At 72.8% G+C, this 25137-nt stretch carries 23 protein-coding genes; 12 read left to right on the top strand and 11 right to left on the bottom strand.

The features are described 5' to 3' along the window. The first annotated feature begins 79 nt into the window (after positions 1–79). On the top strand, positions 80–268 hold the full coding sequence (locus AB0A61_RS17000) for a hypothetical protein (RefSeq protein WP_361292366.1): 189 nt from the start codon (positions 80–82) through the stop codon (positions 266–268). On the opposite strand, the gene AB0A61_RS16995 is transcribed toward AB0A61_RS17000, so the two are convergent. The 3 genes from AB0A61_RS16995 to AB0A61_RS16985 form a co-directional block, all read right to left on the bottom strand. Next, positions 232–939 carry an endonuclease V gene (locus AB0A61_RS16995; RefSeq protein WP_361292364.1) on the bottom strand — a complete coding sequence of 236 codons (708 nt, stop codon included), beginning with the start codon at positions 937–939 and terminating at the stop codon, positions 232–234. The two genes, AB0A61_RS17000 and AB0A61_RS16995, sit on opposite strands and share 37 nt — an antisense overlap. A 100-nt stretch (positions 940–1039) precedes the next feature. Then, on the bottom strand, positions 1040–1366 hold the full coding sequence (locus tag AB0A61_RS16990; protein WP_361292362.1) for a plasmid stabilization protein: 327 nt from the start codon (positions 1364–1366) through the stop codon (positions 1040–1042). A 70-nt stretch (positions 1367–1436) separates the two neighbouring features. Further along, positions 1437–2582 carry an oxidoreductase gene (locus AB0A61_RS16985; protein WP_361292360.1) on the bottom strand — a complete coding sequence of 382 codons (1146 nt, stop codon included), beginning with the start codon at positions 2580–2582 and terminating at the stop codon, positions 1437–1439. 304 nt (positions 2583–2886) lie between these two features. Here AB0A61_RS16985 and AB0A61_RS16980 point away from each other — a divergent pair, with 304 nt between their 5' ends. Continuing rightward, on the top strand, positions 2887–3303 hold the full coding sequence (locus AB0A61_RS16980) for an SsgA family sporulation/cell division regulator (RefSeq protein ID WP_361292358.1): 417 nt from the start codon (positions 2887–2889) through the stop codon (positions 3301–3303). A gap of 524 nt (positions 3304–3827) precedes the next feature. Here the strand turns inward: AB0A61_RS16980 and AB0A61_RS16975 are convergent. After that, positions 3828–4496, bottom strand: coding sequence for a GPP34 family phosphoprotein (locus AB0A61_RS16975; protein ID WP_361292356.1), 669 nt, complete (start codon positions 4494–4496; stop codon positions 3828–3830). 314 nt (positions 4497–4810) lie between these two features. Between AB0A61_RS16975 and AB0A61_RS16970 the strand changes: the two genes are divergently transcribed. The 3 genes from AB0A61_RS16970 to AB0A61_RS16960 all read left to right on the top strand — a co-directional run bounded on the left by AB0A61_RS16970 (position 4811) and on the right by AB0A61_RS16960 (position 8612). After that, a complete protein-coding gene (locus AB0A61_RS16970) occupies positions 4811–6448 on the top strand; it encodes an ABC-F family ATP-binding cassette domain-containing protein (RefSeq protein ID WP_361292354.1) in 1638 nt (545 codons plus the stop codon). A 181-nt stretch (positions 6449–6629) separates the two neighbouring features. After that, complete coding sequence (gene ddaH / locus AB0A61_RS16965; protein ID WP_361292352.1) at positions 6630–7406, top strand: dimethylargininase; 777 nt, start codon at positions 6630–6632, stop codon at positions 7404–7406. Between the two features lie 231 nt (positions 7407–7637). Next, positions 7638–8612: an acyl-ACP desaturase gene (locus AB0A61_RS16960; RefSeq protein ID WP_361292350.1), complete on the top strand. Its 975-nt coding sequence runs from the start codon at positions 7638–7640 to the stop codon at positions 8610–8612. 119 nt (positions 8613–8731) lie between these two features. On the opposite strand, the gene AB0A61_RS16955 is transcribed toward AB0A61_RS16960, so the two are convergent. Beyond that, positions 8732–8977 carry a WhiB family transcriptional regulator gene (locus AB0A61_RS16955; protein ID WP_361292348.1) on the bottom strand — a complete coding sequence of 82 codons (246 nt, stop codon included), beginning with the start codon at positions 8975–8977 and terminating at the stop codon, positions 8732–8734. Between the two features lie 267 nt (positions 8978–9244). Here AB0A61_RS16955 and AB0A61_RS16950 point away from each other — a divergent pair, with 267 nt between their 5' ends. Further along, the gene (locus tag AB0A61_RS16950) at positions 9245–10036 is read left to right on the top strand and encodes a VOC family protein (RefSeq protein WP_361292346.1); all 792 of its coding nucleotides are present in this window, start codon (positions 9245–9247) and stop codon (positions 10034–10036) included. 82 nt (positions 10037–10118) lie between these two features. Here the strand turns inward: AB0A61_RS16950 and AB0A61_RS16945 are convergent, their stop codons facing one another. Together AB0A61_RS16945 and ligD are read right to left on the bottom strand one after the other, a co-directional pair. Next, positions 10119–11156 (bottom strand): LacI family DNA-binding transcriptional regulator, encoded by a 1038-nt coding sequence (locus AB0A61_RS16945; RefSeq protein ID WP_361292344.1) that lies wholly within the window; start codon positions 11154–11156, stop codon positions 10119–10121. 101 nt (positions 11157–11257) lie between these two features. Continuing rightward, entirely contained in the window at positions 11258–12283 is a 1026-nt protein-coding gene (gene ligD, locus AB0A61_RS16940) for a non-homologous end-joining DNA ligase (protein ID WP_361292342.1), read from the bottom strand. A gap of 75 nt (positions 12284–12358) precedes the next feature. Between ligD and AB0A61_RS16935 the strand changes: the two genes are divergently transcribed. After that, positions 12359–13429, top strand: a complete 1071-nt coding sequence (locus AB0A61_RS16935) for an ATP-dependent DNA ligase (RefSeq protein ID WP_361292340.1) — start codon at positions 12359–12361, stop codon at positions 13427–13429. Positions 13430–13532: 103 nt separating this feature from the next. Here AB0A61_RS16935 and AB0A61_RS16930 read toward each other — a convergent pair whose 3' ends face one another. Further along, on the bottom strand, positions 13533–14723 hold the full coding sequence (locus tag AB0A61_RS16930) for a zinc-dependent alcohol dehydrogenase (protein ID WP_361292338.1): 1191 nt from the start codon (positions 14721–14723) through the stop codon (positions 13533–13535). A gap of 209 nt (positions 14724–14932) precedes the next feature. Next, positions 14933–17611: an AAA family ATPase gene (locus AB0A61_RS16925; RefSeq protein WP_361292336.1), complete on the bottom strand. Its 2679-nt coding sequence runs from the start codon at positions 17609–17611 to the stop codon at positions 14933–14935. A 241-nt stretch (positions 17612–17852) separates the two neighbouring features. On the opposite strand from AB0A61_RS16925, the gene AB0A61_RS16920 reads away from it, so the two are divergent. From AB0A61_RS16920 to AB0A61_RS16910, 3 genes are all read left to right on the top strand, one after another. Continuing rightward, complete coding sequence (locus tag AB0A61_RS16920) at positions 17853–19097, top strand: MFS transporter (protein ID WP_361292440.1); 1245 nt, start codon at positions 17853–17855, stop codon at positions 19095–19097. Beyond that, complete coding sequence (locus AB0A61_RS16915) at positions 19088–20242, top strand: anhydro-N-acetylmuramic acid kinase (protein ID WP_361292334.1); 1155 nt, start codon at positions 19088–19090, stop codon at positions 20240–20242. The genes AB0A61_RS16920 and AB0A61_RS16915 overlap by 10 nt, the downstream gene beginning before the upstream one ends. 162 nt (positions 20243–20404) lie before the next feature. Beyond that, positions 20405–21448 carry a DUF2510 domain-containing protein gene (locus AB0A61_RS16910; protein WP_361292332.1) on the top strand — a complete coding sequence of 348 codons (1044 nt, stop codon included), beginning with the start codon at positions 20405–20407 and terminating at the stop codon, positions 21446–21448. A 216-nt stretch (positions 21449–21664) separates the two neighbouring features. Here AB0A61_RS16910 and AB0A61_RS16905 read toward each other — a convergent pair whose 3' ends face one another. Next, positions 21665–22279 (bottom strand): TetR/AcrR family transcriptional regulator C-terminal ligand-binding domain-containing protein, encoded by a 615-nt coding sequence (locus AB0A61_RS16905; RefSeq protein ID WP_361292330.1) that lies wholly within the window; start codon positions 22277–22279, stop codon positions 21665–21667. 232 nt (positions 22280–22511) lie between these two features. Between AB0A61_RS16905 and AB0A61_RS16900 the strand changes: the two genes are divergently transcribed. Next, positions 22512–23309 carry a phosphatase PAP2 family protein gene (locus AB0A61_RS16900; RefSeq protein ID WP_361292328.1) on the top strand — a complete coding sequence of 266 codons (798 nt, stop codon included), beginning with the start codon at positions 22512–22514 and terminating at the stop codon, positions 23307–23309. After that, positions 23306–24280 (top strand): hypothetical protein, encoded by a 975-nt coding sequence (locus AB0A61_RS16895; protein WP_361292326.1) that lies wholly within the window; start codon positions 23306–23308, stop codon positions 24278–24280. The genes AB0A61_RS16900 and AB0A61_RS16895 overlap by 4 nt, the downstream gene beginning before the upstream one ends. A 7-nt stretch (positions 24281–24287) precedes the next feature. Here the strand turns inward: AB0A61_RS16895 and AB0A61_RS16890 are convergent, their stop codons facing one another. Beyond that, complete coding sequence (locus AB0A61_RS16890) at positions 24288–25109, bottom strand: phospholipid scramblase-related protein (protein ID WP_361292324.1); 822 nt, start codon at positions 25107–25109, stop codon at positions 24288–24290. Positions 25110–25137: the final 28 nt, after the last annotated feature.

Genomic DNA, 25137 nt, shown 5'->3' with positions numbered 1-25137 from the left:
TTTTCCGCGTGCTCGCCGTGCGCGCCGCGGCGCACGGCCGGAGAACCGCCAACAAGCAGTTCAATGAAAAAATCGAAGCATGCGATTTCTTCTGGAACTCACGCTGGACGACAAGGCGACGGCCGAGGACCGGGCCGGCGAGCTCGGCCGCATCCTGCGGTACTGGGGCGGCAACGTCCGCCACTACACCCTCGAACCCGGGGACGGGGCGGCCGTCCACGACTCGGCGTATCAGGAGGTGGGCAACTGGCGCGTGGTCGCCTCCTGAAGCGCCCGCCGGCACAGGGCGTCGGCCCGGCGGGTCGTCTCCGGCAGGCGGTAGGCCGGGGTGAGGGCGAGGGTGTGACCGCAGGCGTTGTCCAGGCTCACCCGGTGGCCGACGGAGACGTAGACCGGTTTGACGCCGTGCCGGGTGCGCAGCGCGCGGCCGACCTCCTCGGTGTCCGCGAGCAGTGGGGAGGCGCTCCCGCGCGCGGCGGCGGGCTCCTCGTAGCTGAAGGTGAAGGGGTTCTTGGCGACGCCGATGGTCGGCAGCCCGGTCAGGACGCCGAGGTGGCCGGCGAGGCCGAAGCGCCGCGGATGGGCCAGCCCGTAGCCGTCGCAGACGACCAGGCCGGGCGGACACGGCAGGGTTTCGAGGGCGGCGAGCACGGTGGGGATCTCACGGAAGGCGAGCAGTCCGGGCACGTACGGGAAGGAGATCCGCCCGACGGCGGTGGCCTCGGCGACGACCGTCAGACCGGCCGCGTCCAGCACGACGGCCGCGGCCGCGACCAGGTCGCGTTCGTCGTCGTAGGCGACGTCGACTCCGGTCACGTGTCCCGTGCCGGGCGGCGGCCCCGGCTCGTCCAGCACCACGCGTGCGCGCAACTCGTCCTGGACGGCGCGGGCCTCTTCCTCGGTCGCGGGCCAGCCCGCGGGGATGCGTACGGTCGTCATGGTGGTGTCGAGCGTACGGCCCCGCGGGCGCCCGACGGCACGGCGGGGCGAGCTCGCGGTCGCAGCCGGACGCGAGCGCGCCCCTGCCCGGCGCCCCGGGTCAGCCCCTGCCCAGCGCGCGCTGCAGCTGCTGCTTGTTCATGTCCGAGCGGCCGTGGATGTTGCGCCGCTTGGCCTCCTCGTAGAGCTGGTCGTAGGTGGGTCCCTCGGAGCCCCTGCCCGACCGCTGACCGCCCCGCTTGCCGGAGGACATGTCCTGGGTGGAGGTGCGGCTGGCGGTCTTCGACTCGCCGGAGCGGGCACGCTCCTTGTTGACCGTGCGCGCGGCGATCTCCTTGGCGCGTTCGGTGCTCTCCCCCCGGTCCTGCGCGCTGCTCTTGATGTGCTCGTACTGACGCTCGCGCTTGGAACTGGAACCGCGTGGCATGCCGTTCACTTCCTCTCTGTGCAATGAACGGATATCCACATACTGAATCAGTTCGTCATATCGGGCGATATCATCCCGCCAGTCGAGCGACCCGGCCCTGCTCGCCGGCCGCCCAGCAGCCCGCGTCCGCCGCGCAGTCGACGGTGTCGTACGAGCCGCGATCGACCGTTCGCCAGGTGCGGCCGCCGTCGGTCGTGAGATCGGTTCCGGTGGGGCCGACGGCGAGGGCGGCGGCGCGGCTGTGCGGGAGCCAGGAGACGCCGGAGCGGTAGGCGGGCGGCGGGGTGGCCGACGGCCGCCAGGTGCGGCCGCCGTCCGCGGTCGCGACGGCCGCCTCGGGGGAGGCCTGCCCGGCGCGGTAGTCGCCGCCGACCGCGAGCCCGTGCGTGCGGTCCCGGAAGGCGAGCGCGAACACGCCCTTGGCCGGGTCTCCGGCGGGGATCGGCGTGCCGGTGGCCGTCCAGGTCAGTCCGCGGTCCGCGGAGTGCAGCACGCGCGTGTGTGCGCCTCCGCCGGTGGCGAGCCAGACGTCGCGCGGTCCGGAGGCGACCAGGCACTGCCCGCCGGCGGCGAAGCCCGCCTCGCCGTCCAGTGCGGGCGGCATGCCGGCGCTCGGCAGCACCGTCCAGGAGCGGCCGCCGTCGCTGGTGCTCAGGATGCGGAACCTGCCGTCCACGGGGTCGCTCACCGCCAGGCCGTGGCGATGGTCGAAGAAGGCCAGGCAGTCGTAGAAGGCCCGGGCGTCGGTGTTGCGGAAGGATTCCGTCCAGGTCGCTCCGCCGTCCTCGGTGCGGTAGACCCGGGACGCCTCGCCCTCGCCGACCGCCAGCGCCACGGCCCGCCGTGCGTCGGAGGCCTCGACGTCCCGGAACTGCAACTCCCCGGCGCCGGGCGGCGAGACGTTCCGCCAGGTCGCGCCGCCGTCGGTGGTGCGCAGTACGGTGCCCCCGGTGCCGGCCGCCCAGGCCGTGCGGCGGCTCACGGCGGACAGTCCGCGGAAGCGGACGTCGGGCGTGCCGGTGGCCGTGAGCTGCCAGTGCGGCTGCCGGCGCTCCTGCGCCCGTGACTGGTCCTGAGCCTGGGCCCGTGACTGGTCCTGAGGCTGTGCCCATGGCTGGTCCTGAGCCTGTGTCCGTGCCTGAGCCTGTGTCCGTGCCTGTGCAGGGAGGGCAGCCGCGGCGGCCAGCACCGCGGCGCCCACCGCCGCGACCACCATCCGGCTCGTTCGCGTCGTCGCCCTCGTCCGTCGCGTGTTCCCCAAGCGCCTCATGGCGGGGGAAGCTAACCCACTCCCCCGGCGCCGTCCAGACGGCCGACCGGCGTTCAACTGCCTTGTTTCCCACGGCGGAAGGGCACACTGCCCTTCGACGGCCAGGTGAACCGAGGCGCTCGTATGCATGAACGCGGTGACAGAGGTCACTCGCAGTTCGTGTGCACGGATTGGCTGATTCCGTCGTCTCTTCCAGTGCCCGGCCTCATCCGCCCGGACGTCCGTCCAGCCGTCACAAGGGAGCAAGGCGTTGTCCACCGTCATCGAGCAGCCCGTGGAGGCCCGCCTCGTCGCCGCCGCGCCGCGGATGCTCAGCATTCCCGCCACGCTGCACTACGACCGGCGCGACCCGTTCGCCGTCCGCATGACCTTCCCGGCCCCGGCCACCCTGGAGGGCGTGGAGGTCTGCTGGACCTTCGCCCGCGAACTGCTGACGGCCGGTCTGGAGGAACCCGAGGGCCACGGGGACGTCCGGGTGCGGCCGTACGGCTACGACCGCACGGTGCTGGAGTTCCATGCGCCGGAGGGCACGGCCGTGGTCCACGTGCGCACCGGTGAGATCCAGCGCTTCCTGCGGGCCTCGAGCGACCTGGTGCCCGTCGGCCTGGAACATCTGCAGCTCGACCTGGACCACGACCTGGCGGAGCTGATGCGGGACGCCTGCTGACGGCTCCCCGCCGAAAGCGTCTCGAGCTCACCGTGGTCGAGCCCGCCCGCCGCCGCCCCGTACGTCCCCGCGCCCCGCAGCTCCCGCGCCGCGCGGCGGACCGGAGCGTGCGGCCTGGGCGACACCGGTCCCGTACCGACACACGCCACGCCGAGTTCGGCCGGCTCGGCGACCGGCTGGGCACCCCGACGGCCATGAGGCCGAGCGGCACGGCGACACCGCCGGCGAACTCCTTGCACAGCCTCCGGGAGGCGCGGCGACACCGCCGACGAACTCCTTCACGGTCCCCTGGAGGCGGGGCAACTCCGCCCGCGAGCGCCTTCACAGCCCCCGGGTCGACGGCCCCGGGGGACGAAAACGCGTCGGCACCCGCCGTACGGAAATATCGGCGCTGACCGGCCGGCGACGACGGCTCCGATCCGCGCGACGGCGGCGAGGGTCACCGGCACGCATTGGGTGCACGACCGCCTCGGTGACGAACCGTCTGCGCCTCGACGGGCCGTCACGTCGGTGCCGGATTCGGCTCAGCCGCCCGCCGGGGCGGAGGCGGCCGCCGCCGCGATCACCGCCGTGCGCACCTCGCGTACCACCCTGCGCAGGGCCGGGGCCGCGGCCCCGCTGCGTTCTGTCAGCTCCTCGATGCGGTCCTTGCGGCGTCTGCGGTCCCGGCCGGACAGCAGGGTGCGCAGCTCCGCCGCGGCCGCCAGGGCGACGACGGCCGCGTCCCGGTCGGAGACCTCCGCGGCCGGGACACTTCCGTCGAGGACCTGGCGGGCCTCCTCGCGCAGGGCGTCCGCGACGGCGACGCGCCGCAGGGTGTAGTCCACGGACGGGAAGATGCCGAGCGCGCGCCGCTTCTCCGCGCGCAGATACCCTTCGGCCGCCAGCTGCTCCCGCACGGCCACGAGAGTGAAGCGGGCCCGCAGCGTCACCCAGGTCTTCCAGCGGCGGGGCCGGGACTCCCGTACCAGGTCCAGGAGGCCGTCGAGCACGGGGTCCCCGGTGCGGGCGTCGAGGTCGACGGGCGTGGCGATGCCCTCGTCGTCGACGAGCAACCCGCGCTGGGCCAGCTCCGTGAGCGCGCCGGCCCGGACCAGGTGGTGCAGGTGCGCGGTGCCGGTGATCTTCCGCCGTGTCGTGTCCCAGGCCAGCAGGTAGAGCCGGGCCGGCAGCGAGAGCGAACCGTCGGGCACGAGGCCTCCTTCGCACGGTGGGCCCGGGGCCCACGTTAATTCGTTGACAGCCGTCCCGGCTCCTCATACGGTGTACAGTGGTCCTGTTGCCGTCGATTGGAGAAGGACGTTGCTCGTCTGAGGTCCTGAGACACCGCGTCACACCGATCAGGTGTGCACGTCGCGTGCGACCTCGGCGTCCGAGCCGTCCTGAAGGACATCCGGCCCAGGGCTCTTCTCCTGCCCGTGGCCCTGCTTCCCCACGCCGGCCCATCGCCTCGCGGTGTCTCGACACGCGTTTGCCCCTGACCGCACCCAGCATTCGCGAGGCGCCCATGTCTTCATCCATCACCTGCACCGCCCTGTCCTTCACCTGGTCCGACGGCACGCCCGTGTTCGACGGCCTCGACGTCGCCTTCGGCCCCGGCCGGACCGGCCTCGTCGGCGTCAACGGCTCGGGAAAGTCGACGCTGCTGAGGCTGATCGCGGGCGAGCTCACCCCGTCCGGCGGCACCGTCCGCAGCACGGGCGAGGTGGGCCATCTCCCGCAGAACGTCACGCTCGACACCGCACTGAGGGTCGACGAGGCGCTCGGCATCGCCGCCCGGCGGGCCGCGCTGCACGCCATCGAGGCGGGCGACGTCGCCGAGAAGCACTTCGAGACCGTCGGTGACGACTGGGACGTAGAGGAGCGGGCCCTGGCCACACTCGGCGAACTCGGCCTCGGGCACGTCGGGTTGGACCGCACGGTCGGCGAGATCTCCGGTGGCGAGTCCGTGTTGCTGCGCCTGGCCGCGCTGCTGCTGCGCCGCCCGGACGTGCTGCTCCTCGACGAGCCCACCAACAACCTCGACCTGTACGCACGCCGGCGGCTGTACGCGGCCGTCGCGTCCTGGCCGGGCGTGCTGGTCGTGGTCAGCCACGACCGCGACCTGCTGGAACTGGCCGACCAGATCGCCGATCTGCACTCGGGGGAGGTCACCTGGTACGGCGGGAACTACTCCGCCTACGAGCAGGCTCGGGCCACCGAGCAGGAGGCGGCCGAGCGCATGGTGCGGGTCGCCGGGGCAGACCTGCGCAGGCAGAAGCGCGAACTGGCCGACGCCCAGGTCAAGCTGGCCCGCCGCAAGAGGTACGGCCAGAAGATGTGGGACAGCAAGCGCGAGCCGAAGATCGTCATGAGCGCCCGCAAGCGCGCCGCGCAGGAGTCCGCGGGCAAGCACCGCATCATGCACGAGGAGAAGCTCGCCGAGGCCAGGGAGCGGCTGGACGAGGCGGTGGAGGCGGTACGGGACGACGACGAGATCCGCGTCGACCTGCCGTACACGGCCGTACCGCCGGGCCGTACCGTCCTGACGCTGACGGACCTGAAGCCGGTGTACGGAGCACGTGTCGAGGGCCGACTCGAGCTTCGCGGCCCGGAGCGGGTGGCGCTGATCGGACGCAACGGGGCGGGCAAGACGACCCTGCTGCGGACCATCGCCGGGGAACTCGCACCGGTGGCCGGCGAGGCCACGGCGCACGTCCCGCTGCGGTTCCTGCCACAGCGGCTCGACGTCCTCGACGGCGAGCGGACCGTCGCCGAGAACGTGGCCCGTTTCGCACCGGGCGCCACCAACAACCGGATCCGGGCCCGCCTCGCGCGGTTCCTGTTCCGGGGCGCCCGGGCCGACCAGAAGGCGGCGACACTGTCCGGCGGCGAACGCTTCCGGGCGGCGCTGGCCGCGCTGATGCTGGCCGAGCCCGCCCCGCAGCTGCTGATGCTCGACGAGCCGACGAACAACCTCGACATGGCGAGCGTCCGGCAGCTGACCACGGCCCTGGAGTCCTACGAGGGGGCGCTGCTGGTGGCCAGCCACGACCTGCCGTTCCTGGACTCGCTCGGCATCACGCGCTGGCTGCTGCTGGAGGAGGGAGAACTGAGGGAAGTGGACCCGGAAGCGGTCGGGCATCGCGCCCGGCAGGCCGGGTGAATCCCCGAACGCGCCGCCACCGGTGCCCGGACACACCCGGCTCGTACCCGGCGGCGCGTCTCAGGAGGGCCACAGGCTGACAACGAGGGGTTTTGTCCGCGCCGACCGGTGACGCATGATGGCGAACCGGTGCCGTGCCCTGACGGCACCGGGAAGCAGCCCGCCGATACGGAGACCCCTCGTGCCCAGCAAGAAGGCCCTCGTCCGCCGCCCCAGCCCGCGCCTCGCCGAAGGCCTGGTCACTCATATCGAGCGGGAGAAGGTCGACGTCGAGCTCGCGGTGCGGCAGTGGGAGGCCTACGTCGAGGCGCTGCGCACCCACGGCTGGGAGACGATCGAGGTCGAACCGGCCGACGACTGCCCCGACTCCGTGTTCGTCGAGGACACGGTCGTGATGTACCGGAACGTCGCGCTGATCACCCGGCCCGGCGCCGAGTCCCGGCGCGCGGAGACCGGTGGGGTCGAGGAGGCCGTGGCCCGTCTGGGCTGCTCGGTGAACTGGGTCTGGGAGCCGGGCACCCTGGACGGCGGTGACGTCCTGAAGGTGCGTGACACGATCTACGTGGGCCGCGGCGGGCGCACCAACGCGGCGGGCGTGCAGCAGATGCGGGCCGCCTTCGAGCCGCTCGGGGCGCGGGTCGTCGCCGTCCCGGTGAGCAAGGTGCTGCATCTGAAGTCGGCCGTGACGGCGCTGCCCGACGGCACCGTCATCGGCCACATCCCGAAGGTGGACACGCCGTCGCTGTACCCGAGCTTCCTGCCGGTGCCGGAGGAGTCCGGCGGGCATGTGGTGCTGCTCGGTGGCGGCAAGCTGCTGATGGCGGCGAGCGCGCCGAAGACGGCCGAGCTGCTGACCGGCCTCGGCCACGAGGTGGTCGTGGTGGACATCAGCGAGTTCGAGAAGCTGGAGGGGTGTGTGACCTGCCTCTCGGTGCGGATGCGCGAGCTGTACTCCTGACCGGACGCGACGCACCACTGCGGCAGCCCCGGGACCTGCGGGTCTCGGGGCCGGTTCGGGCCGCCCGCCAACTGCTCGGAGCGGGTGGCCTGATCAGCGATTTTTTACGACGTGCTTAACCTACGGCTTCGTAACCTACGGCTTCGTAGCCTACGATCCCGTAGGTTCCCGGCTCCGCTCGCCGGCCGGATCCCCGTCATTCCGCTTTTCCGCACGTCCCCTGGAGTTCCCGTGACGATCACTTCCCCTCATCTCGGCAGCCCGTCCGTCTGGTCCGACGCGCGGCTTCTGTACGCGCTGGAGGAAGTGGTCGAGAACGAGCTGAACCGGCATCTGAAGGTCGCCAAGGACTGGATGCCGCACGAGTACGTGCCCTGGGGCGAGGGCCGCAACTTCCCCCGCTTCTTCGAGGACGGCGAGGCCTGGGACAAGGAACAGTCCAAGGTCACCGAGGTCGGCCGGATCGCCCTCGTGGTCAATCTGCTGACCGAGGACAACCTCCCCAGCTACCACCACGAGATCGCCACGCTCTTCGGCCGTGACGGCGCCTGGGGCACCTGGGTGCACCGCTGGACGGCCGAGGAGGGCCGGCACGGCATCGTGATGCGCGACTACCTGCTCGCCTCGCGCGCGGTCGACCCGGACCGGCTCGAACAGTTCCGCATGGCGCACATGAGTGAGGGTTTCGAGTCCGACAACCGCCACTCGATGCTGCACTCGGTGGCCTACGTCGCCTTCCAGGAGCTCGCCACCCGCATCTCGCACCGCAACACCGGCCATCAGTCCGGCGATCCGGTCTGCGACCGCATGCTGACGCGCATCGCGACCGACGAGAACCTGCACATGATCTTTTACCGCAACCTGCTCAAGGCGGCGTTCGACATCGCCCCCGACCTCACCATGCAGGCGGTGCGGGACGTGGTGGTGAACTTCCGCATGCCGGGTCACAGCATCCCGGGCTTCGAGCGGGCCGCTGCCCAGATGGCCATCGGTGAGGTGTACAACCTGCGCATCCACCACGACGACGTGCTCCAGCCGGTGCTCCGCTTCCTGAAGGTCATGGAGATCGACGGGCTCGGCCCGCAGGGGTGCCAGGCACAGGAGGAACTCGGCCTGTTCATGGGCGGCCTGGACGCGGAGGCGGCGAAGTTCGACGAGAAGCTGGCGGCCCGCAAGGCGCGGATGGCGACCCGGTCCGGCGCCTGACGGCGGCGGCCGGTGCGGGCCGGTCGGGTGCGTCAGCGGTTCGCGGCGGGGCGGAGCCTCGGGGCGTCGTGCCTCGGGGCATCGTGGCCCCGGGACGTCGTGCCTCGGGCGTCGTGCCCTCAGGGCGCCGCCCGCCGCAGGGCCAGCCGTTCCTTCTCGGACAGACCGCCCCACACGCCGAACCGCTCGTCGTTCTGCAGCGCGTACTCCAGGCAGGCCGAGCGCATCTCGCACATGCCGCAGATACGCTTCGCCTCGCGCACCGAACTGCCCGGCTCGGGAAAGAAGAAGTCCGCCCCCGTCTGCGCGCACAGGGCCCGGGCCTGCCAGGCGGTGTCGTCCGGAGTGATCGTCTCGAAGTGCATGAGCCAGATCGTGCCGGGGTGCGAAAAACGTTCGATCAACGCCGCATCAACGCGGCGCGCCGGAGCTCCGCCACCCCGATGATCGCCCCGGACACACCGCCCGCGCACGGCGGCGCGCGGAGAGGAGAACGGCAAGTCGACCGGGGCGGTCGGCAGGGTTGACGGGCGCCGGAGCGCCACGCCGCGGGCTCGCTCCGGCAGCGATTGTCAGTGGGCGGTGCCAGACTCGGCAGTGCAGACAACGGGCCCCTTCGAAGGAGGGCAAGTATGCTCACCACCCGTTTCGTCAACGGCGCTCCGAACTGGATCGATGTCGGCACCTCCGACATCGACGGCGCCCGCTCCTTCTACGGCGGTCTGTTCGGCTGGCAGTTCCAGTCGGCGGGCCCGCAGGCCGGCGGTTACGGCTTCTTCCAGCTGGACGGCAGGACCGTGGCCGGCGGTATGCAGACGTCCGCGGAACAGGGACCGCCGTCCTGGAACGTGTACTTCCAGAGCGCCGACGCGGAGGCCACCGCCAAGGCCGCCGAGCAGGCGCACGGCCGGGTGCTCGCCCCGCCCATGGACGTGATGGGCGAGGGTCACATGGCGGTCCTCGCCGACCCGGCCGGCGTGCCGTTCGGCATCTGGCAGCCGGGACGGACCAAGGGCGTGGACATGGCCGGCGACCCCGGCTCGCTGTGCTGGGTGGAGCTGTACACGCCGGACATCGCGGCGGCGGCCGCGTTCTACCACAAGGTGCTGAGCCTGGAGACCTCGGCGGTGCCCTTCCCGGGCGGCACGTACACCTGCATCAACCCCGCCGAGGGCGGCGAGGACGCGATGTTCGGCGGTGTGGTCCCGCTCGCCGACGACCCGGTCGAGGCGGAGGCCGGCCCTTACTGGCTGCCGTACTTCGAGGTCACGGACGCGGACACGACCGTAGCCAGGGCCCAGGAGCTCGGCGGCACGGTCCGGATGCCCGCGACCGACATCGAGGGCGTCGGCCGCATCGCCAAACTCGCCGACCCCTACGGGGCCCGCTTCGCGATCATCAAGAGCGCGCCGCAGCAGACCTGAGGGAAGAACGACGGGGCGGGCGGCCAACGCACGGCCGGTACGGGACGGCGTGGCGCGGCGTCGGGCTGACCCCGGACACGCCTTAGGCGGAGGCGCGCCGGACCAGTGTCGTCGGCAGGACGACGCTGGACGGCACGCTTGCGACCCTCTCCTGGGCACCGCGCCGGTCTATGCCGCGCAGCAGGAGGCAGGCCATCAGCCGCCCCATCTCCTCGATGTCCTGACGGACCGTCGTCAGCGGCGGGTCGGTCTGCTCGGCGACGGGCAGCATGTCGTCGAAGCCGACCACGGCCACGTCGTCGGGCACCCGCAGCCCGCGCTCGCGCAGCACGCGCAGGGCACCCGAGGCGGTGAGATCGTTGGCGGCGAACACGGCGTCGAGGTCGGGGCACCGGTCGAGGAGTTCCCGCATGGCGCGTTCCCCGCCGCCGGGAGTGAAGTCGCCCTCCATGATCAGCCGGGGATCGGCGTCCTCCATGACGTCCCGGAATCCGTCGAGCCGGTCCACCGCCGACGTCTGGTCCAGGGCGCCGGTGATGTGCGCGATCCGGGTCCGGCCGAGGCCGACGAGGTGCCGTACGGCCGCGCGGGCGCCACCCCGGTTGTCGCTGTCGACGTACACGGTACGGCTGCTGCCGTCGCTCCAGCCGGGCCGCCCGCCGAACACGGTCGGAATCCCGGCCCGCTGGATCAGGCCGGGCAGCGGGTCGTCGAGGTGCAGCGAGAAGACGAGGGCGCCGTCGACGTGACCGCCGGCGAGGTAGCGCCCGACCCGCGCGTGGTCGTCACGCCCTTCGTTCAGCAGCAGCACGAGCTGTGAGTCGTGCGCCGTCAACTCCTTGCTGATGCCGCGCAGTTGCAGCGCGAAGAAGGGGTCGGCGAAGACGCGGGTCTCCGGTTCGGCGATGACGACGGCCACGGCGTCGTGCCGCTTCGTCACCAGGCTGCGGGCCGCCTGATTGGGCACGTACCCGAGTTCCTCCACGGCCCGCCTGACCCGCTCGACGAGGGGCCCCGTGACCCCGTGCGCGCCGTTGACCACGCGGGACACCGTGGCCCGGGACACTCCCGCCAGCGCGGCCACGGCCTCCAGCGTGGGACGCGACGCTGTCTCGGTCAATTCGGCGCTCCTCACCGGCGGTTGGGGATCAGGATAGCCCCGGGCCGGACACGGCCGTGAGAGCGCTGCCGGGCATCGCGGGCGTCTGCGGGAGCCGGCGGTCAGGTGGCGGCCGGACCCCCCTTCCTGGCCCGGCTCGGCTGCACCCGCTTCGGCTCGCCCGGCATCTTCGGATACTCGGGCGGATAGGGCAGATCGCCGAGGCCGTGATCGCGTTCGTCCTTCGCGGCCAGCTCCAGCAGGGCTTCGAGGGAGAAGGCGTGCCGGTCCATGTCGGCGTGCACGTCGCCGAGTTCGGCAAATCGTTCCGGCATGGTCGCCAGGTCGAAGTCCCGCGGATGGGCGTCACCGACCTCGTCCCAGCGCAGAGGGGCCGAAACGGGCGCGTGCGGGCGGGCACGGAGGGAGTAGGCGGAGGCGATGGTCCGGTCCCGGGCGGTCTGGTTGTAGTCGATGAAGATGCGCGCGCCCCGCTCCTCCTTCCACCACTTGATGGTCACCTGCTCCGGCATCCGGCGCTCCATCTCCCGCCCCACCGCGATGGCCGCGCGCCGTACCTGGGTGAAGGTCCAGTGCGGCAGTACGGGCACGAAGACGTGCAGTCCGCGGCCGCCGGAGGTCTTGGGCCAGCCCCGCAGACCACCGAACTCCTCGAGCACGGCACGCAGTTCGTGGGCGGCACGGACGGCGTCCCGGTAGTCGGTGCCGGGCTGCGGGTCGAGGTCGATGCGGAGCTCGTCGGGGTGGTCGACGTCGTCGCGGCGCACCGGCCAGGGATGGAAGGTGAGCGTGCCGTACTGGGCGGCCCACACCGCGGCCGCCTCCTCGGAGGGGCACATCTCGTCGGCGCTGCGGCCGCTGGGGAACGTGATGTGCGCCGTGGGGATCCAGTCGGGCATGCCCTTGGGCGCCCGCTTCTGGTAGAACCACTCGCCGGTGATGCCGTCCGGGTAGCGCTCCAGGGTGGTGGGGCGGTTGTGCAGGGCGCGCAGGATGCCGGGGGCGACCGCCTGGTAGTAGCGGGCGACGTCCAGCTTGGTGAAGCCGCGTTCCGGGAAGAACACCTTGTCCGGGCTGGACAGCCGTACGGTCCGGCCGCCCACCTCCAGTTCCACCGCATCGCCCATGCGAGCCACGGTAGGCGCCCGGCGCATGCCTCGCACACCGGGCGAAAGGTGGCATGTGCGAGCAGAATCTTGTGCATGGATCTGCCGGTGATGCCGCCCGTGAAGCCGATGCTCGCCAAGTCCGTGGCGAAGATCCCGCCGGACATGCAGTACGAGGCGAAGTGGGACGGGTTCCGGGCGATCGTGTTCCGCGACGGGGCCGAGGTGGAACTCGGCAGCCGCACCGGCAAGCCGCTGACCAGGTATTTCCCGGAGCTGGTGGGGGCACTGAAGGAGCGGTTGCCCGAGCGCTGCGTACTGGACGGGGAGATCGTGATCGCGCGGGAGGGGCGGCTGGACTTCGACGCGCTGACCGAGCGCATCCACCCGGCGGACTCCCGGGTGCGCATGCTCGCGGAGAGGACACCGTCCTCCTTCGTGGCCTTCGACCTGCTTGCACTGGACGCTCAGTCGCTGCTGGACGTGCCGCTGGCCGACCGCAGGGCGCTCATGGTGCGGGCGCTGGAGGGGGTCACGGCCCCGGTTCACGTGGCCCCGGCGACAACCGACATCGACGTGGCACAGCAGTGGTTCGAGCACTACGAGGGGGCGGGTCTGGACGGGGTGATCGCCAAGCCGCTCGGTCTGCGCTACCTCCAGGACGAGCGCGCCATGTTCAAGATCAAGCACGAGCGCACGGCGGACGTGGTCGTCGCCGGCTACCGCCATCACAAGAGCGGCCCGGTGGTCGGCTCGCTGCTGCTCGGTCTGTACGACGACCGGGGCCGCCTGCAGCACGTGGGCGTGTCGGCCGCCTTCCCGATGAAGCGACGAACCGAGCTGGTGGCGGAGCTGGAACCGCTGCGCATGGATGATGTCGCAGGTCACCCGTGGGCGGCCTGGTCGGACGAGGCCGCCCACGAGACGGCCCGGCTGCCGGGCGCGCCCAGCCGCTGGTCGGGCAAGAAGGACCTGTCCTGGGTGCCGCTGCGGCCCGAGCGGGTGGCCGAGGTGGCATACGACCACATGGAGAACGGGGCCCGCTTCCGACACACGGCCCGCTTCCGCCGCTGGCGCCCGGACCGGACCCCGGAGAGCTGCACCTACGCCCAGCTGGAGGAGCCGGTGCGCTACGACCTTGCGGAGATCCTCGGCTCCAGCCCCTGACACCTTGCCCCGCCCGGGCGCCCGGCCCACACGCCGCAGGTCACCCGGTCCCGCTTCGGGTCCTCACGTCGTCATGTCGTTACGGCGCTACGGCGTCACGGCGTCACGGCGACATCAGGATCTTGATCGCCCCGTCCTGCTTGTGCTGGAACATGTCGTAGGCGTGCGGCGCCTCCGACAGCGGCAGCCGGTGCGTGGCGAAGTCGTCGACGCCGAGCGGGTCCTCGTCCGTCAGATACGGCAGGATCTCGTCGCTCCAGTGGCGGACGTTGGCCTGGCCCATGCGCATCTGGATCTGCTTGTCGAAGAGGGTGAGCATCGGCATCGGGTCCGCGGTGCCGCCGTAGACACCGACGAGGGAGAGCGTGCCGCCGCGGCGCACCAGCTCGATCGCGGTGTGGAGGGCGGCGAGCCGGTCGACGCTGAAGCGTTCCGCGAGCGGCCCGCTCAGGGCGCGCGGCAGCATCGCGGAGGCCTGCTGGGCGAGGCGGGCGACCACGCTGCCGTGCGCCTCGGTACCGACCGCGTCGATCACGGCGTCGGGGCCGCGCCCCTCCGTCTCGTCGTGGATCGTGGCGACCAGTTCCTTCTCGTTGTCGAAGCCACGCAGGTCGTAGGTCTCCACGCCGCGCCGGCGCGCCCGGGCCAGCCGCTCCGGGACCAGGTCCACACCGAACACGCGCTCGGCACCGCGCGCCAGGGCGATCCGGCAGGCCATGTCGCCGATGGGCCCGAGGCCCAGCACGGCCACGGTGCCGCCACGCGGAACGTCGGCGTAGGCCACCGCCTGCCAGGCGGTGGGCAGCACGTCGGAGAGGTAGACGAAGCGGTCGTCGGAAGGCCCCTCGGGCACCTTGATCGGGCCGTAGTGCGCCTGCGGAACACGCAGGTACTCGGCCTGGGCGCCGGGTACCGCGCCGTACAGGCGGGTGTAGCCGAACAGGGCGGCGCCCATGCCCTCACTGGTGACCTGGGTGGTCTCGCACTGGGTCTGCAGGCCGGCCGAGCACATGAAGCAGTGCCCGCAGGAGATCTGGAAGGGCACCACCACCCGGTCTCCCGGGCTCAGGTTCCGCACCTCCGGGCCGACCTCCTCGACGACGCCGATCGGCTCGTGGCCGAGGATGTCGCCGGGGGTCATGAACGGGGTGAGGACCTCGTACAGGTGCAGATCGGAACCGCACAGGCCGGTGGAGGTGATCCGGATGACGGCGTCCGTCGGCTCCTGGATCTTTGGATCGGGCACGTCGTCCACGCGCACGTCACGCTTGCCCTGCCACGTCACTGCCTTCATCGCCCTGCGCTCCCTCCGTCGTACGGCGTCGGACTCCGTCCCGTACTACGGCCGCCGGGTACCCGGGCCCCGGCCGCCGAACCGCATACCCGGCGCGAGGTCCTCGGGGCAGCACATGCGGAGCAGCACATGCGCTGGACCGCGTACGGTCCACCGCAACGCCGTCGGGCCCACCGCATACAGCGAGCCGTATGCCTATGCCCCAGGTCCTACCGCAGCCCGCTCCCCGTCTCCAGCACGTCCCGCGCCTGTGCCACCAGCCCGTCCGCACCGCACGAACGGGCCAGCGCCAGTCCCCGGTTGAGCTCGGCGACGGAGCGGGCGGCGATGCCGAACTCGACGCGGGCGGCCGCGTGTTCGTACTGGCAGGGTGAGGCCTCCAGGTAGGCGACGGCCCGCGCGGCCAGGCGGACCGCGCGCCGGCCGGTCTCCAGGGCGGCGGCGCAGCGCAGGGCCTCCCCGATGGCGGTGTCCGTGCCGAAGCGCCCGGCCCGGCGGCGGACCTCCGAGGCGAGTTGGGCCGCCCGCGCCGGGTCCTCGGTGGCGAGGGCGCGGGCGAGGTCGACCGCCCAGGGCACCATCACCGGGTTGTGATGGCCGCGGGCGGCCGCCGCCTTCTCGGCGGCCTCCAGTTCGTTGACGCCTTCCTTGGTGCGGCCGACGGCCAGCAGCAGCCTGCCGCGCACGGAGCGGGGATCGGGAATCACGATGGTGGACGGGTAGGGCGGGGCGAACCCGTACTGCTCGGCGACCGCCCAGGCCTCCTCGACGTGCCCGCGGGCGAGCAGGGTGTCGACGAGGTTGCAGGTGGCGGTCCAGTACAGGGGCAGTCCGCGGCCGACGCGCTCGGCGAGCCGGAGCGACTCGCGCAGGGCCGTCTCGGCCTCCCTGAGCCGGCCGCGCCTGCGGTGGCCGAGACCGACGTAGGCATGGGCGAGGGCGAGGTGGCCGCCGCTCCAGCCGGCGCTCTCGTAGGCGCGCAGGGCCTCGGTGTAGAGGGCCTCGGCGCGGTCGAGGCGGTCGCTGTAGGCGTAGGTGCCGGCCAGCATCAGCAGCAGTTCGATGCCCCACTCCGGGTCGGTCCAGCCGAGTCCGGGGGCGAGGCGGCCGTTGACGAGGGCCCGGTCGGACACTTCGACGACCGCCTCGGCGTTCTCCCCGCGGGCCATGGCGTCGAAGCCGCGCAGGATCAGCAGGGCGCGCTCGGAGTTGTCGCGTCCGGTGCAGTGCCGGGCGAGTTCGGCGAGCCGCTCGGAGCGGTCCGGCGAGCCGGTCTCGCCCGCGTGGATGCCCTCCCACATGTACTGCACGGCCTGCAGCCGCATTCGGGTGGGCCCGGGTTCGTGGCGGGCGGCCTCCGCCTCGACGGTGCGGACGGCCTCCTCCAGCTGGTCGTTGTGGAGCAGTGCCTGCGACAGGCGCCAGACGGCGTCCACGCGCGTGTCGCCGTCGAGACCGGGCATGCTCAGCGCTTTTCCGAGGTGCTCGATGGTGGTGGCGGGCGCTGTCAGGAGGGTGGCGCAGCCCAGTTCGTAGAGCACGCGCGCGTGGACCGCGGGGGTGGGCGGTTCCAGCAGGGCCCGTTCCAGGCAGCGGCGGGCGGCGTCGGGGGCGCCGACGGCGAGGTGTTCGCGGGCGGCCTGGCGCAGTTGTCCGACGAGTTCCTCGTCGTCGTCCGGATGCACCTGGAGCAGGTGCCGGGAGGCCGCGGCGGCGCCGAACCCGCAGTCGGTGACGACCTGGGCGGCGATGCCGTGCATGGCGGTGCGCAGGGCGTCCGGGATGGAGTTGTAGACGGCGGTGGCGATCAGCGGGTGCACGAACTCCAGCTCCCCGGGGCCGGACCGCGTGGTCGCCGGGTCGGCTTCGGTGAGGATGCGGGCGCCGCGCAGGAGTTCGGCGCAGCGCTCGGCCTCGTCGCGGCCCATGGTGGCCAGACGCGCGACCAGGTCCACGGAGATGCCGGTTCCGAGGATGGCGGCGGCCCAGGCGAACCGGGTGGCGTCGATGCCGAGGCCCTCCAGCCGGGTGACGAGGCCGCCGCCGCGGGCCGAGCGGTTCAGGGCGCGCAGTTCGCCGGCCCGGGCCTCGACGGGTTCGAGCTCGCTGTCCTGCACCTTGGCGATGAGCTCCACGGTCTCGTACGGGTTGCCACCGGTGACCGCCCACACCTCCCGGCAGAAGGGGGCGTCGGCGTGCGGGCCGAGCGTGGCGCGGGTGAGCCCGGCGGTGGCGGCCGGGGTGAGGGCGTCCAGCGTGCTCACGCCCGCGGCGGCGGCGACCGTGTCGAGGTGGCGGGCGTCTTCGCCGCCGGCCTCGCCGGGCCTGCGGGTCACCACGACCAGTACGGGCAGGTCGTCGAGGCGTTCGGCGAACGCGGCGAGCCAGCGCAGGGTCTCCTGGTCGGCCCAGTGGGCGTCGTCGACGAGCAGCACCAGCGGCCACTGGCGTCGGGCCAGTCGGCGCACCGCGGCCACCAGGCCGTCGCACACCCCCTGGGGGTCCGCCTGGCGGTTGCCGGGGTCCGCGATGCCGAGGGCGGGCCCGGCGATGTCGTACCAGTCGCCCAGGTACTCGCGGGCCTCCTCCGGCATCAGCGCCATCAGCGCGGGCTGCAGCAACTGCCGTACGACGTTGAAGGGGACGGACCTGAGGGTCTCGGCGCCGCGCGCCGACCACACCGTGGCGCCGTGCCGTTCGGCGATGCGGCGCGTCTGAGCCAGCAGCGCGGTCTTGCCGAGTCCCGCGTCGCCCTGGAAGAGGAGCAGGCTGCCCGAGGACGAGCGGTCGGTGCACAGGACGTCCACCGCCCGTACGACGGCGTCGAGTTCCTCGTCGCGCTCCCACAGGGAAGCCGACGCGGCCCCGTCCGGCCGTCCCTGCGTCATCCCGCTACCTCCCCAAGTCGCCCGAACGACGTACAGACCTTGAGCGTAGTCGTCGGGCTGCCGATGTGGAGGGCGGTCCCGGCACCTGTTGCCATGACGGGTGACGGTTGGTGCGGGCGGACGCCGCCGGGGGGCCGTGACAGGCGCTGTGACCTGCGTGGGCAAAGGATGTGACGTGTCAACAGATCTCGAAGGGGAGCCGGCTCTTCCGCGGCCGCGGACGGCACCGGAGGCGTCGTCCGTGCGGGCCCTGCTCGCGGGCTCGGTGGGCAACTTCGCCGAGTGGTACGAGTTCGGGGTGTACGGCTTCCTCGCGACCGTGATCGCGGCGCGGTTCTTCACCCCGCAGGGCGGTGGCGCGGCGGAGGGCCTGGCACGCACGTACGCGGCTTTCGCGCTGGCGTTCTTCTTCCGGCCGGTCGGCGCCGCACTGTTCGGCCGGCTCGGCGACCGGATCGGGCGGCGCCCGGTACTGGTCCTGGTGATCACGCTGATGACGGGCGCGACGACGCTGATCGGGGCGCTGCCCACGTACGACACGGCGGGCGCCGCGGCCCCGTGGCTGCTGACCGCGCTCAGGATCGTCCAAGGCCTGTCCGCGGGCGGCGAGTTCGGTGGTGCGGTGGCGCTGATGACCGAGTTCGCGCCCCCGGGCCGACGGGGGCTGTACGGCTCGTGGCAGTCGTTCACGGTGGCGCTGGGGCTGCTGGGTGGCGCGGGTGCGGCGGCCCTGCTCGCCTCGCTGCTGACCGAGGATCAGCTGTATGCGTGGGGCTGGCGGTTGCCGTTCCTGCCGGCGCTGCCGCTGGGGTTCGTGGCGCTGTGGCTGAGGCTGCGGCTGGACGAGACGCCGCCGTTCCGCCGGGCGCGGGCGCTGCCGAGGCCGCCCGCGCCGGCCCTGGTGCGGGCCGTCGTGCACGGTGCCGCGCGCGTCATGGGCTGGTCGGCGGCCGGGTACACCTTCCTGGTCGTGCTGCCGTCGTATCTGCAGAGCACCCTGCACACGGGTTTCCGGCAGGCGCTGATCGCCACGGTGCTCGCCAACCTTGGGTTCGCCGTCACCGTCGTCCCGGCGGGAGCGCTCAGCGACCGCGTCGGACGGCGACCGGTGATGCTGGCGGGAGCGGCGCTGGTGGTGGTGCTGGCGGTGCCGCTGCTCAACCTTCTGCGGGACACCGGCGTTTCCCCGGCTGTGAAGGGGAGCGCGCTGTGGGCCGCCGGTGCCGTCGTGGGCCTGATGGCCGGGCCCGGTCCGGCGATGCTCTCGGAAATGTTCCCCACAGGTGTGCGCCACACCGGGCTGGGACTTGCCTACGCCCTGTCCAATGCGGTGTTCTCGGGCTGCGCCGGGGTTGTCATCACGAAGACGGTCGAGCGGACCGGGAACGTGGACGTGCCCGGGTACTACGCGGCGGCCACGTGCGCGGTGAGCCTGCTCGCCCTGGCCCGGGCCCCGCGCGGAAGGAGTGGTGAGCGGTGCGCGTGATCGGCCTGATGTCCGGGACGTCGTACGACGCGGTCGACGCGGCGGCGGCCGACCTGAGCCTCGTCGACGACGGACTGGTGCTCAAGCCGCTCGGGATGGTCGGTGAGCGGTACGACGAGGAGTTGCGGCAGGCGCTGGCGGCGGCGCTGCCCCCGGCGGCGACCTCGCTGGCCGAGGTGTGCCGACTGGACACCCGGATCGGGCAGGCCTTCGCGCGCGTCGCCGGGCGGGCCAACCGGGAACTGTGCGGCGGGCGGGCGGAGTTGGTCGCCTCGCACGGGCAGACGGTGTTCCACTGGGTGGTCGGCGGCCGGGCACACGGGACGCTTCAGCTGGGGCAGCCCGCGTGGATCGCCGAGGAGACCGGCCTGCCCGTCGTCGCCGACTTCCGCCCGCGGGACATCGCCGCCGGTGGCCAGGGCGCACCGCTGGTCAGCCTGGTCGACCTGCTGTGGCTGCGCGGCCGGCCGGGCACCCCGGTCGCGCTCAACCTCGGCGGCATCGGCAACCTCACGGCGCCCGACGGCACGGCCTTCGACACCGGTCCGGCCTGCGCGCTGATCGACGCGGCGGCCCGCGGCTTCAGCGGCGGGCGCCTGTCCTGCGACACCGACGGCGCCCTGGCCGCCGCGGGCAGCGTGCACGAGCCGCTGCTGCGCCGGCTGCTCGACGAGCCGTACTACGCGCTGCCCGCGCCGAAGACCACCGGCAAGGAGATGTTCCACCTCGGCTATCTGCAGGACGCGCTGGCCGGATTCGGGCGGCTCACCGCCGAGGACGTCATCGCCACGCTCACCCGGCTGACGGCCCGTACGGTCGCGGACGCCATACGGTCGGTGGGCGCCACCGAGGTGATCGCCTCGGGCGGCGGCACGCGCAATCCGACGCTCATGGGGATGCTCGCCGCCGAGTTGCCGGGCGTGCCCCTGCGCACCTCGGACGAGCTCGGACTGCCCTCGGACGCCAAGGAGGCCTACGCGTTCGCCGTGCTCGGCTTCCTGACGGTGCACGGCCTGGCGGCCACCGAGCCGGCGAGCACCGGCGCCCGCCGTCCCAGCGTGCTCGGCTCCCTGACCCCCGGCCGTGACGGCCTGCGGCTGCCCGCGCCCGCGACGCGGCCGCCCGTGCGGCTCGTACTGGAGTGACCTGGCGCTCACGGAGTGCCCCGCCGCTCGGGGAGGACGCGACACTGCGTCAGGGCGGACGGTGCGTCACGGTGGGAGCTTTCGGGTACGGCGCGGGCTTGCGGGTACGGCGGAACGGGGCCCTCTCATCGGGCTTTCACCGACGCCTCATACGGTGGGGGCATGACGCAGGTGACTCCTCCCGGGTGGTACCCCGACCCGGGGCAGACAAGTGACGGCCCCGCCACCGAGCGCTGGTGGGACGGCAGGGCATGGACGGACCAGACCCGCCCCGCCGGGACGGCCGCCGTATGGGGTCCCCCGGTGCAGCCGCCGGCCGCCGGGGGCTACCCGGCGTACCCGGCCCATCCCGGCTATCCGGGGTATCCCGCCCAGCCGCCGGTGGCGCCGCGCCGCGGTCTGCGCACGGGTGTCGCGGTCGCCGCCGCCGTGGCGGTGCTGGCGAGCATCGGTGTCGGGGTGTACGCGCTGACCAACGGTGACGGGGGCGGCGGCAACCGCGCCGGATCCCAGCAGGGACCGGGCGGGCACGGCGGATCCGGCGGTCGGGGCGGCCCGTTCGGGGGTCCCGGCGGGAACGGCGGCCCCGGCGGTTCGGGGGGGTCGGGAGGCTCCGGCGGTTCGGGCGGCTCCGACGGCCAGTCGCCGGCGCCCGGACAGTCCGAGGCACCGAAGATCAGGAGCGGGTCGGTGACCGACGGGCTGAGCGGTATCAGCCTGCCCATCCCGGACGGCTGGTACGGCCAGGAACTGTCCGTGGGTGCCCAGATCACCTCGAACGACTCCTACAAGTGCCCCGGGGACACCTCCCAGAGCTGCACGAAGGGTGGCGCGTACGCGGCGCCGGCGCAGGCCTTCGGCACCCGGGGCGGCACGGCCGAGGAGGTCGCGAAGGCGGACATCGCGGCGAACGCGCAGCGGTCCTACGGCGGCAAAACCTACGGCGGGATCACCTCGCACCAGGTGCTGGCCTCCCGGGAAGTGACCGTGGCCGGGCAGAAGGGCTATCTGGTGCGCTGGAAGGCGGTCACCAGCAAGGGGGCCGACGGCTATGTCGAGTCGCTGGCCTTCCCCTCCCCCGCCGACCCCGGGCGGATGGTCCTCGTCCGCTTCGGCGTGGACGTCGGTCAGCCGCAGTCCGTCATCGACGACGTCACCAAGGGCATCAAGGTGTCCTCGGGCGGCGGCAACGGCCAGAACGTGTGACCCGGCCGCTTTCGCAACGGCGCCCGGCATTCCGGCCACCGGTCGGCCGGGGCTTTCGCGAAGGCGCCGGTGGCCCGGACACCGGCCCGGCCGGGTGGGGTTCCTCTCCGCTCCAGAGGTACCCCACCCGGCCGGGTGGTGCGCGCCGCCCCCGTCCCCACGGTGCGGCGCGGGCAGGTCACCGTCCAGTCATCCCGTGGACGGCGGCCTGGGTCTTCAGGTGAGGCCGAGGGCCGGCAGCACGGCGGCCTCCACGAACCGGACCAGGTAGTCCGGGTCGGCGTACTCCCCCTCCAGGACGGGGCGTACGCGCAGCACTCCGAACATCTGCGCAGGCACGTACTCCAGCGCGGGATGGCCCGCGGGAACCTCGCCGCGCTCGACGCCCCGCCGCAGGATCTCCTTCAGCTCGGCGATCTCCGGCTCCACGAGGGTCTCGCGCAGCGCCTGCTTCAGCTCCGGGTCATGCATGATCGCGTGCCCGAGCGCCTGCAGGAGCTTGGTGTCCTTGCCGGACCACTCGCCCGCGGCCCGCGCCGCCAGGCGCAGATCCTCGGCCAGTGAACCGGTGTCGATGCCGGCGAAGCGCGACTGGCCGCTGGAGCGCAGCGCGGCCGCCACGAACTGCGGCTTGGTCCGCCACTGCCGGTAGAGCGTGGACTTGCTGCACCGCGTGGTGGCGGCGACGCCCTCCATGGTGACGGCGTCGTAACCACACTCGCGGATCTGGTCCAGCACGGCGTCGAAGAACTCCCGCTCACGCTCGGGCGTGATCTTGGAGCGGCGCGAGGCGACGACCGGATCCGGTCGGTCCGCGGCCTGCGACGTCATCGCTCTTCCCCTCGCTCGTGTTCCCTGCGGCCCGAGGGCCGCACTCCAGTGTGGCGCACTTCCATCGATACGCGAGTGTACCGGTACACAACCGTATCGGTACTTTCGCGTATCGGTACACTACCGTATCGGTACGCTCTAGTATCGGTACACCACCGTATCGATGGCTGCCACGACGGGCCCGGCTCGTCGGCACCACCACCCGCACCACCGTCAGCGAAAGGGCCGGGGGATGAATGCCCGAACCGAGGCCGCGAAAGGGGAGCCCGGCGCCATAGCCCGGCCCCCGATCGTCCGCGAACTCCTGCTCGTCGTGGGGCTCTTCCTCGTCTACAAACTCGGCCGGCAGCTGGCAACGGGCCACACCGGCGAGGCCTTCCGCAACGCGCACCGCGTGTGGGACCTGGAACGAGCGGTCCACCTGCCCGGTGAGGGCGCGGTGCAGTCCCTGCTGCTGCACGGCGGCACCCCGGCGCACCTGGCGAACGCCTACTACGCGGCTGTCCACTTCCCGGCGACCGTGGCCTTCCTGGTCTGGCTGTACCTGCGCCGCCCGGCGCACTACGTGTGGGCCCGCCGCGTCCTCGCCGCGGTCACGGCCGCGGCCCTGGTACTGCACCTGGCGTTCCCGCTCGCGCCGCCGCGGATGCTCGCCGCGGCGCACCTGGTGGACACCGCCCGCCGGTACGGCCCCTCGGTGTACGGGCCGCCGAAGAGCGACCACCTGTCGAACCAGTTCGCGGCGATGCCCTCGCTGCACTTCGGCTGGGCGCTGATGGTCGCGATCGGGTTGCTCGTCGCCACCCGGTCGCGGGGGCGATGGCTATGGCTGCTGCATCCACTGCTGACCCTGGTGGTGATCGTGGGCACGGCCAACCACTACTGGCTGGACGCGCTCGTGGCGGCGGCGCTGCTCGCCCTCGCCCTCGCCGTCGTGCCGCTGCCGCACCGCGCGGCGGCCACGGCCGGCCGCGGCCGGGACGGACTCGTGCCCACCGAGGACGGCACGCTGGTCGGGGCGGCCCGATGAACGCCGCCCTGCTCGCCGTGGTCCTCTCGCTGTTCTCGGCCGTCGCCTACGCGGCCGCCGCCGTCGCCCAGGAGCGGCTCGCCCGGCGCGAGCCCCAGGCGGGCGGCATCCTGCGGCTGCTGCGCGACGGCGCCTGGTGGGGAGCCGTCGGGCTGAACGGCGCGGGGGCACTGCTGCACGTGGTGGCCCTGAAGTACGGGCCGCTCACCGTGGTGCAGCCGCTCGGCGCGCTGACGCTGGTGGCCGCCGTGCCGCTGGGGGCGCGCACGGCCGGGCGCGGGGTGAGCCTGGCCGAGTGGCGGGGCACGGGGTGCACGCTCCTCGGGCTGGGGGCGCTGCTCGCCGCCGCGTCCGGGCCCGCGCCCGAGCAGGTGCTGAGTCCGGCCGAGGCGCTGGCCGTGGCGGGCGGCACGGCCGTTCTGATCGGCGCGCTGTCCCGGCCGGGGGCACGGCCGGGCCTGCGGCACGCGACGGCGTCCGGCGTCGCCTCGGGGGTGGCGTCGGCGCTGACCCAGACGGTGACAGTGGCCGCCACCGACCACTCGGGGCCGTTGCTCAGCGCGCGGGTGATCCTGCTGGCGCTGCTGGTCGCGGGCTTCGCGACGGGCGGGCTGCTGCTGTCGCAGACCGCCTACCGGGGCGGCCTGGGCGCACCGCTCGCGGTGGTGACGCTGGCCAATCCGGTGGCGGCGGCGCTGATCGGGCTGACGCTGCTCGACCAGGGGCTGCGGGGCGGCGTGGCGGGCGCACTGCTCGCCCTGGCGGGAGCGGGGTTCGCGGCCCGGGGTGTGGTGCTGCTCTCACGGGCGGCCCCGCGGCCCGTGCCCGGCGAACCCGCCGAAGCCGCACAGCACGACGGCCACGGGGCGCACCCCGTGGCCGCGGTCCTGGCCCTGGAGCCGGAATCGGCCTCCCAGGAACCGGCGTTGCTGCCCCGGCAGAGCGGACCGGGGCACCTCACTGCGCTGTGACCGTCGCTCAGCCCAGCCCGCGCGAGTCCTGCTTGAGCGCCGTGTCGACGGTCAGTGCCGTGGCGACCACGAGGCTCAGCAGCGGCTCGGGCAGCTGGTAGTGGATCTGCAGGACGTAGTTGTCGGCGGTCGTGAACATCGTCTTGGCCAGGCCCTCCCAGGTCTTGGTGATCCGGGCGACCTCGTTGTCGGCGTGGTCGACGATCGCGAAGTTCCAGGCGCGCCAGTTCTCCGCCTTGATCGCGCCGACCTGCTGGCCGTTGACGTTCATCGCGAAGTTGATCTTTCCGAAGACGTTCTTCTGGACGATCTCGCCCACCACCGAGCCGTCCGGACGCCCCACGACGACGCGCGACTTGAAGATCTTCGCGGGCCGCGTGAGGGTCAACTGCGGCTGGCCGTAGGCGTCTCGGATCTCCAGCTTGTGCGTCAGGAACTGGTCGATGCTGGAGACGAACCGCAGGATCTTCTTCAGCGCGCTCTGCCCGACCTCGGTGACCGCGCCGATCTGGTTGCCGTTCTGGTCGAAGACCTTGTACTCGTTGGTCACCTCGATCAGCTTGGCCTTCTGGTTCACCACCAGCACCGGTTCGCTGAACAGCGTGCCGCCGCCGGGGCCGCTGGGGGCGACCCCGGCCTGCTGCTGCACCTGGCGCTGCACCCGCGGGTCGGGACCCGCCGCCTGGGCGGGCACCTGCGGTGCGGCGGGGGCCTGCTGGCCGGCCTGCGTGTGCTCGGTCCACTGGGTTCCGTCCCAGTAGCGCAGAGTCTGGGGCGCTCCGTGCGGATCGGGATACCAGCCTGCAGGTGTGTTCGAATGCGTGGTCACCGGGGCACACTACCGTGAGTTGGCCGGA

This window comes from Streptomyces sp. NPDC046197, assembly GCF_040646295.1.
Lineage (GTDB): Bacteria > Actinomycetota > Actinomycetes > Streptomycetales > Streptomycetaceae > Streptomyces.
Note: the sequence above shows the minus strand (reverse complement) of the source record. Positions and strands in the feature narration are given on the sequence as shown.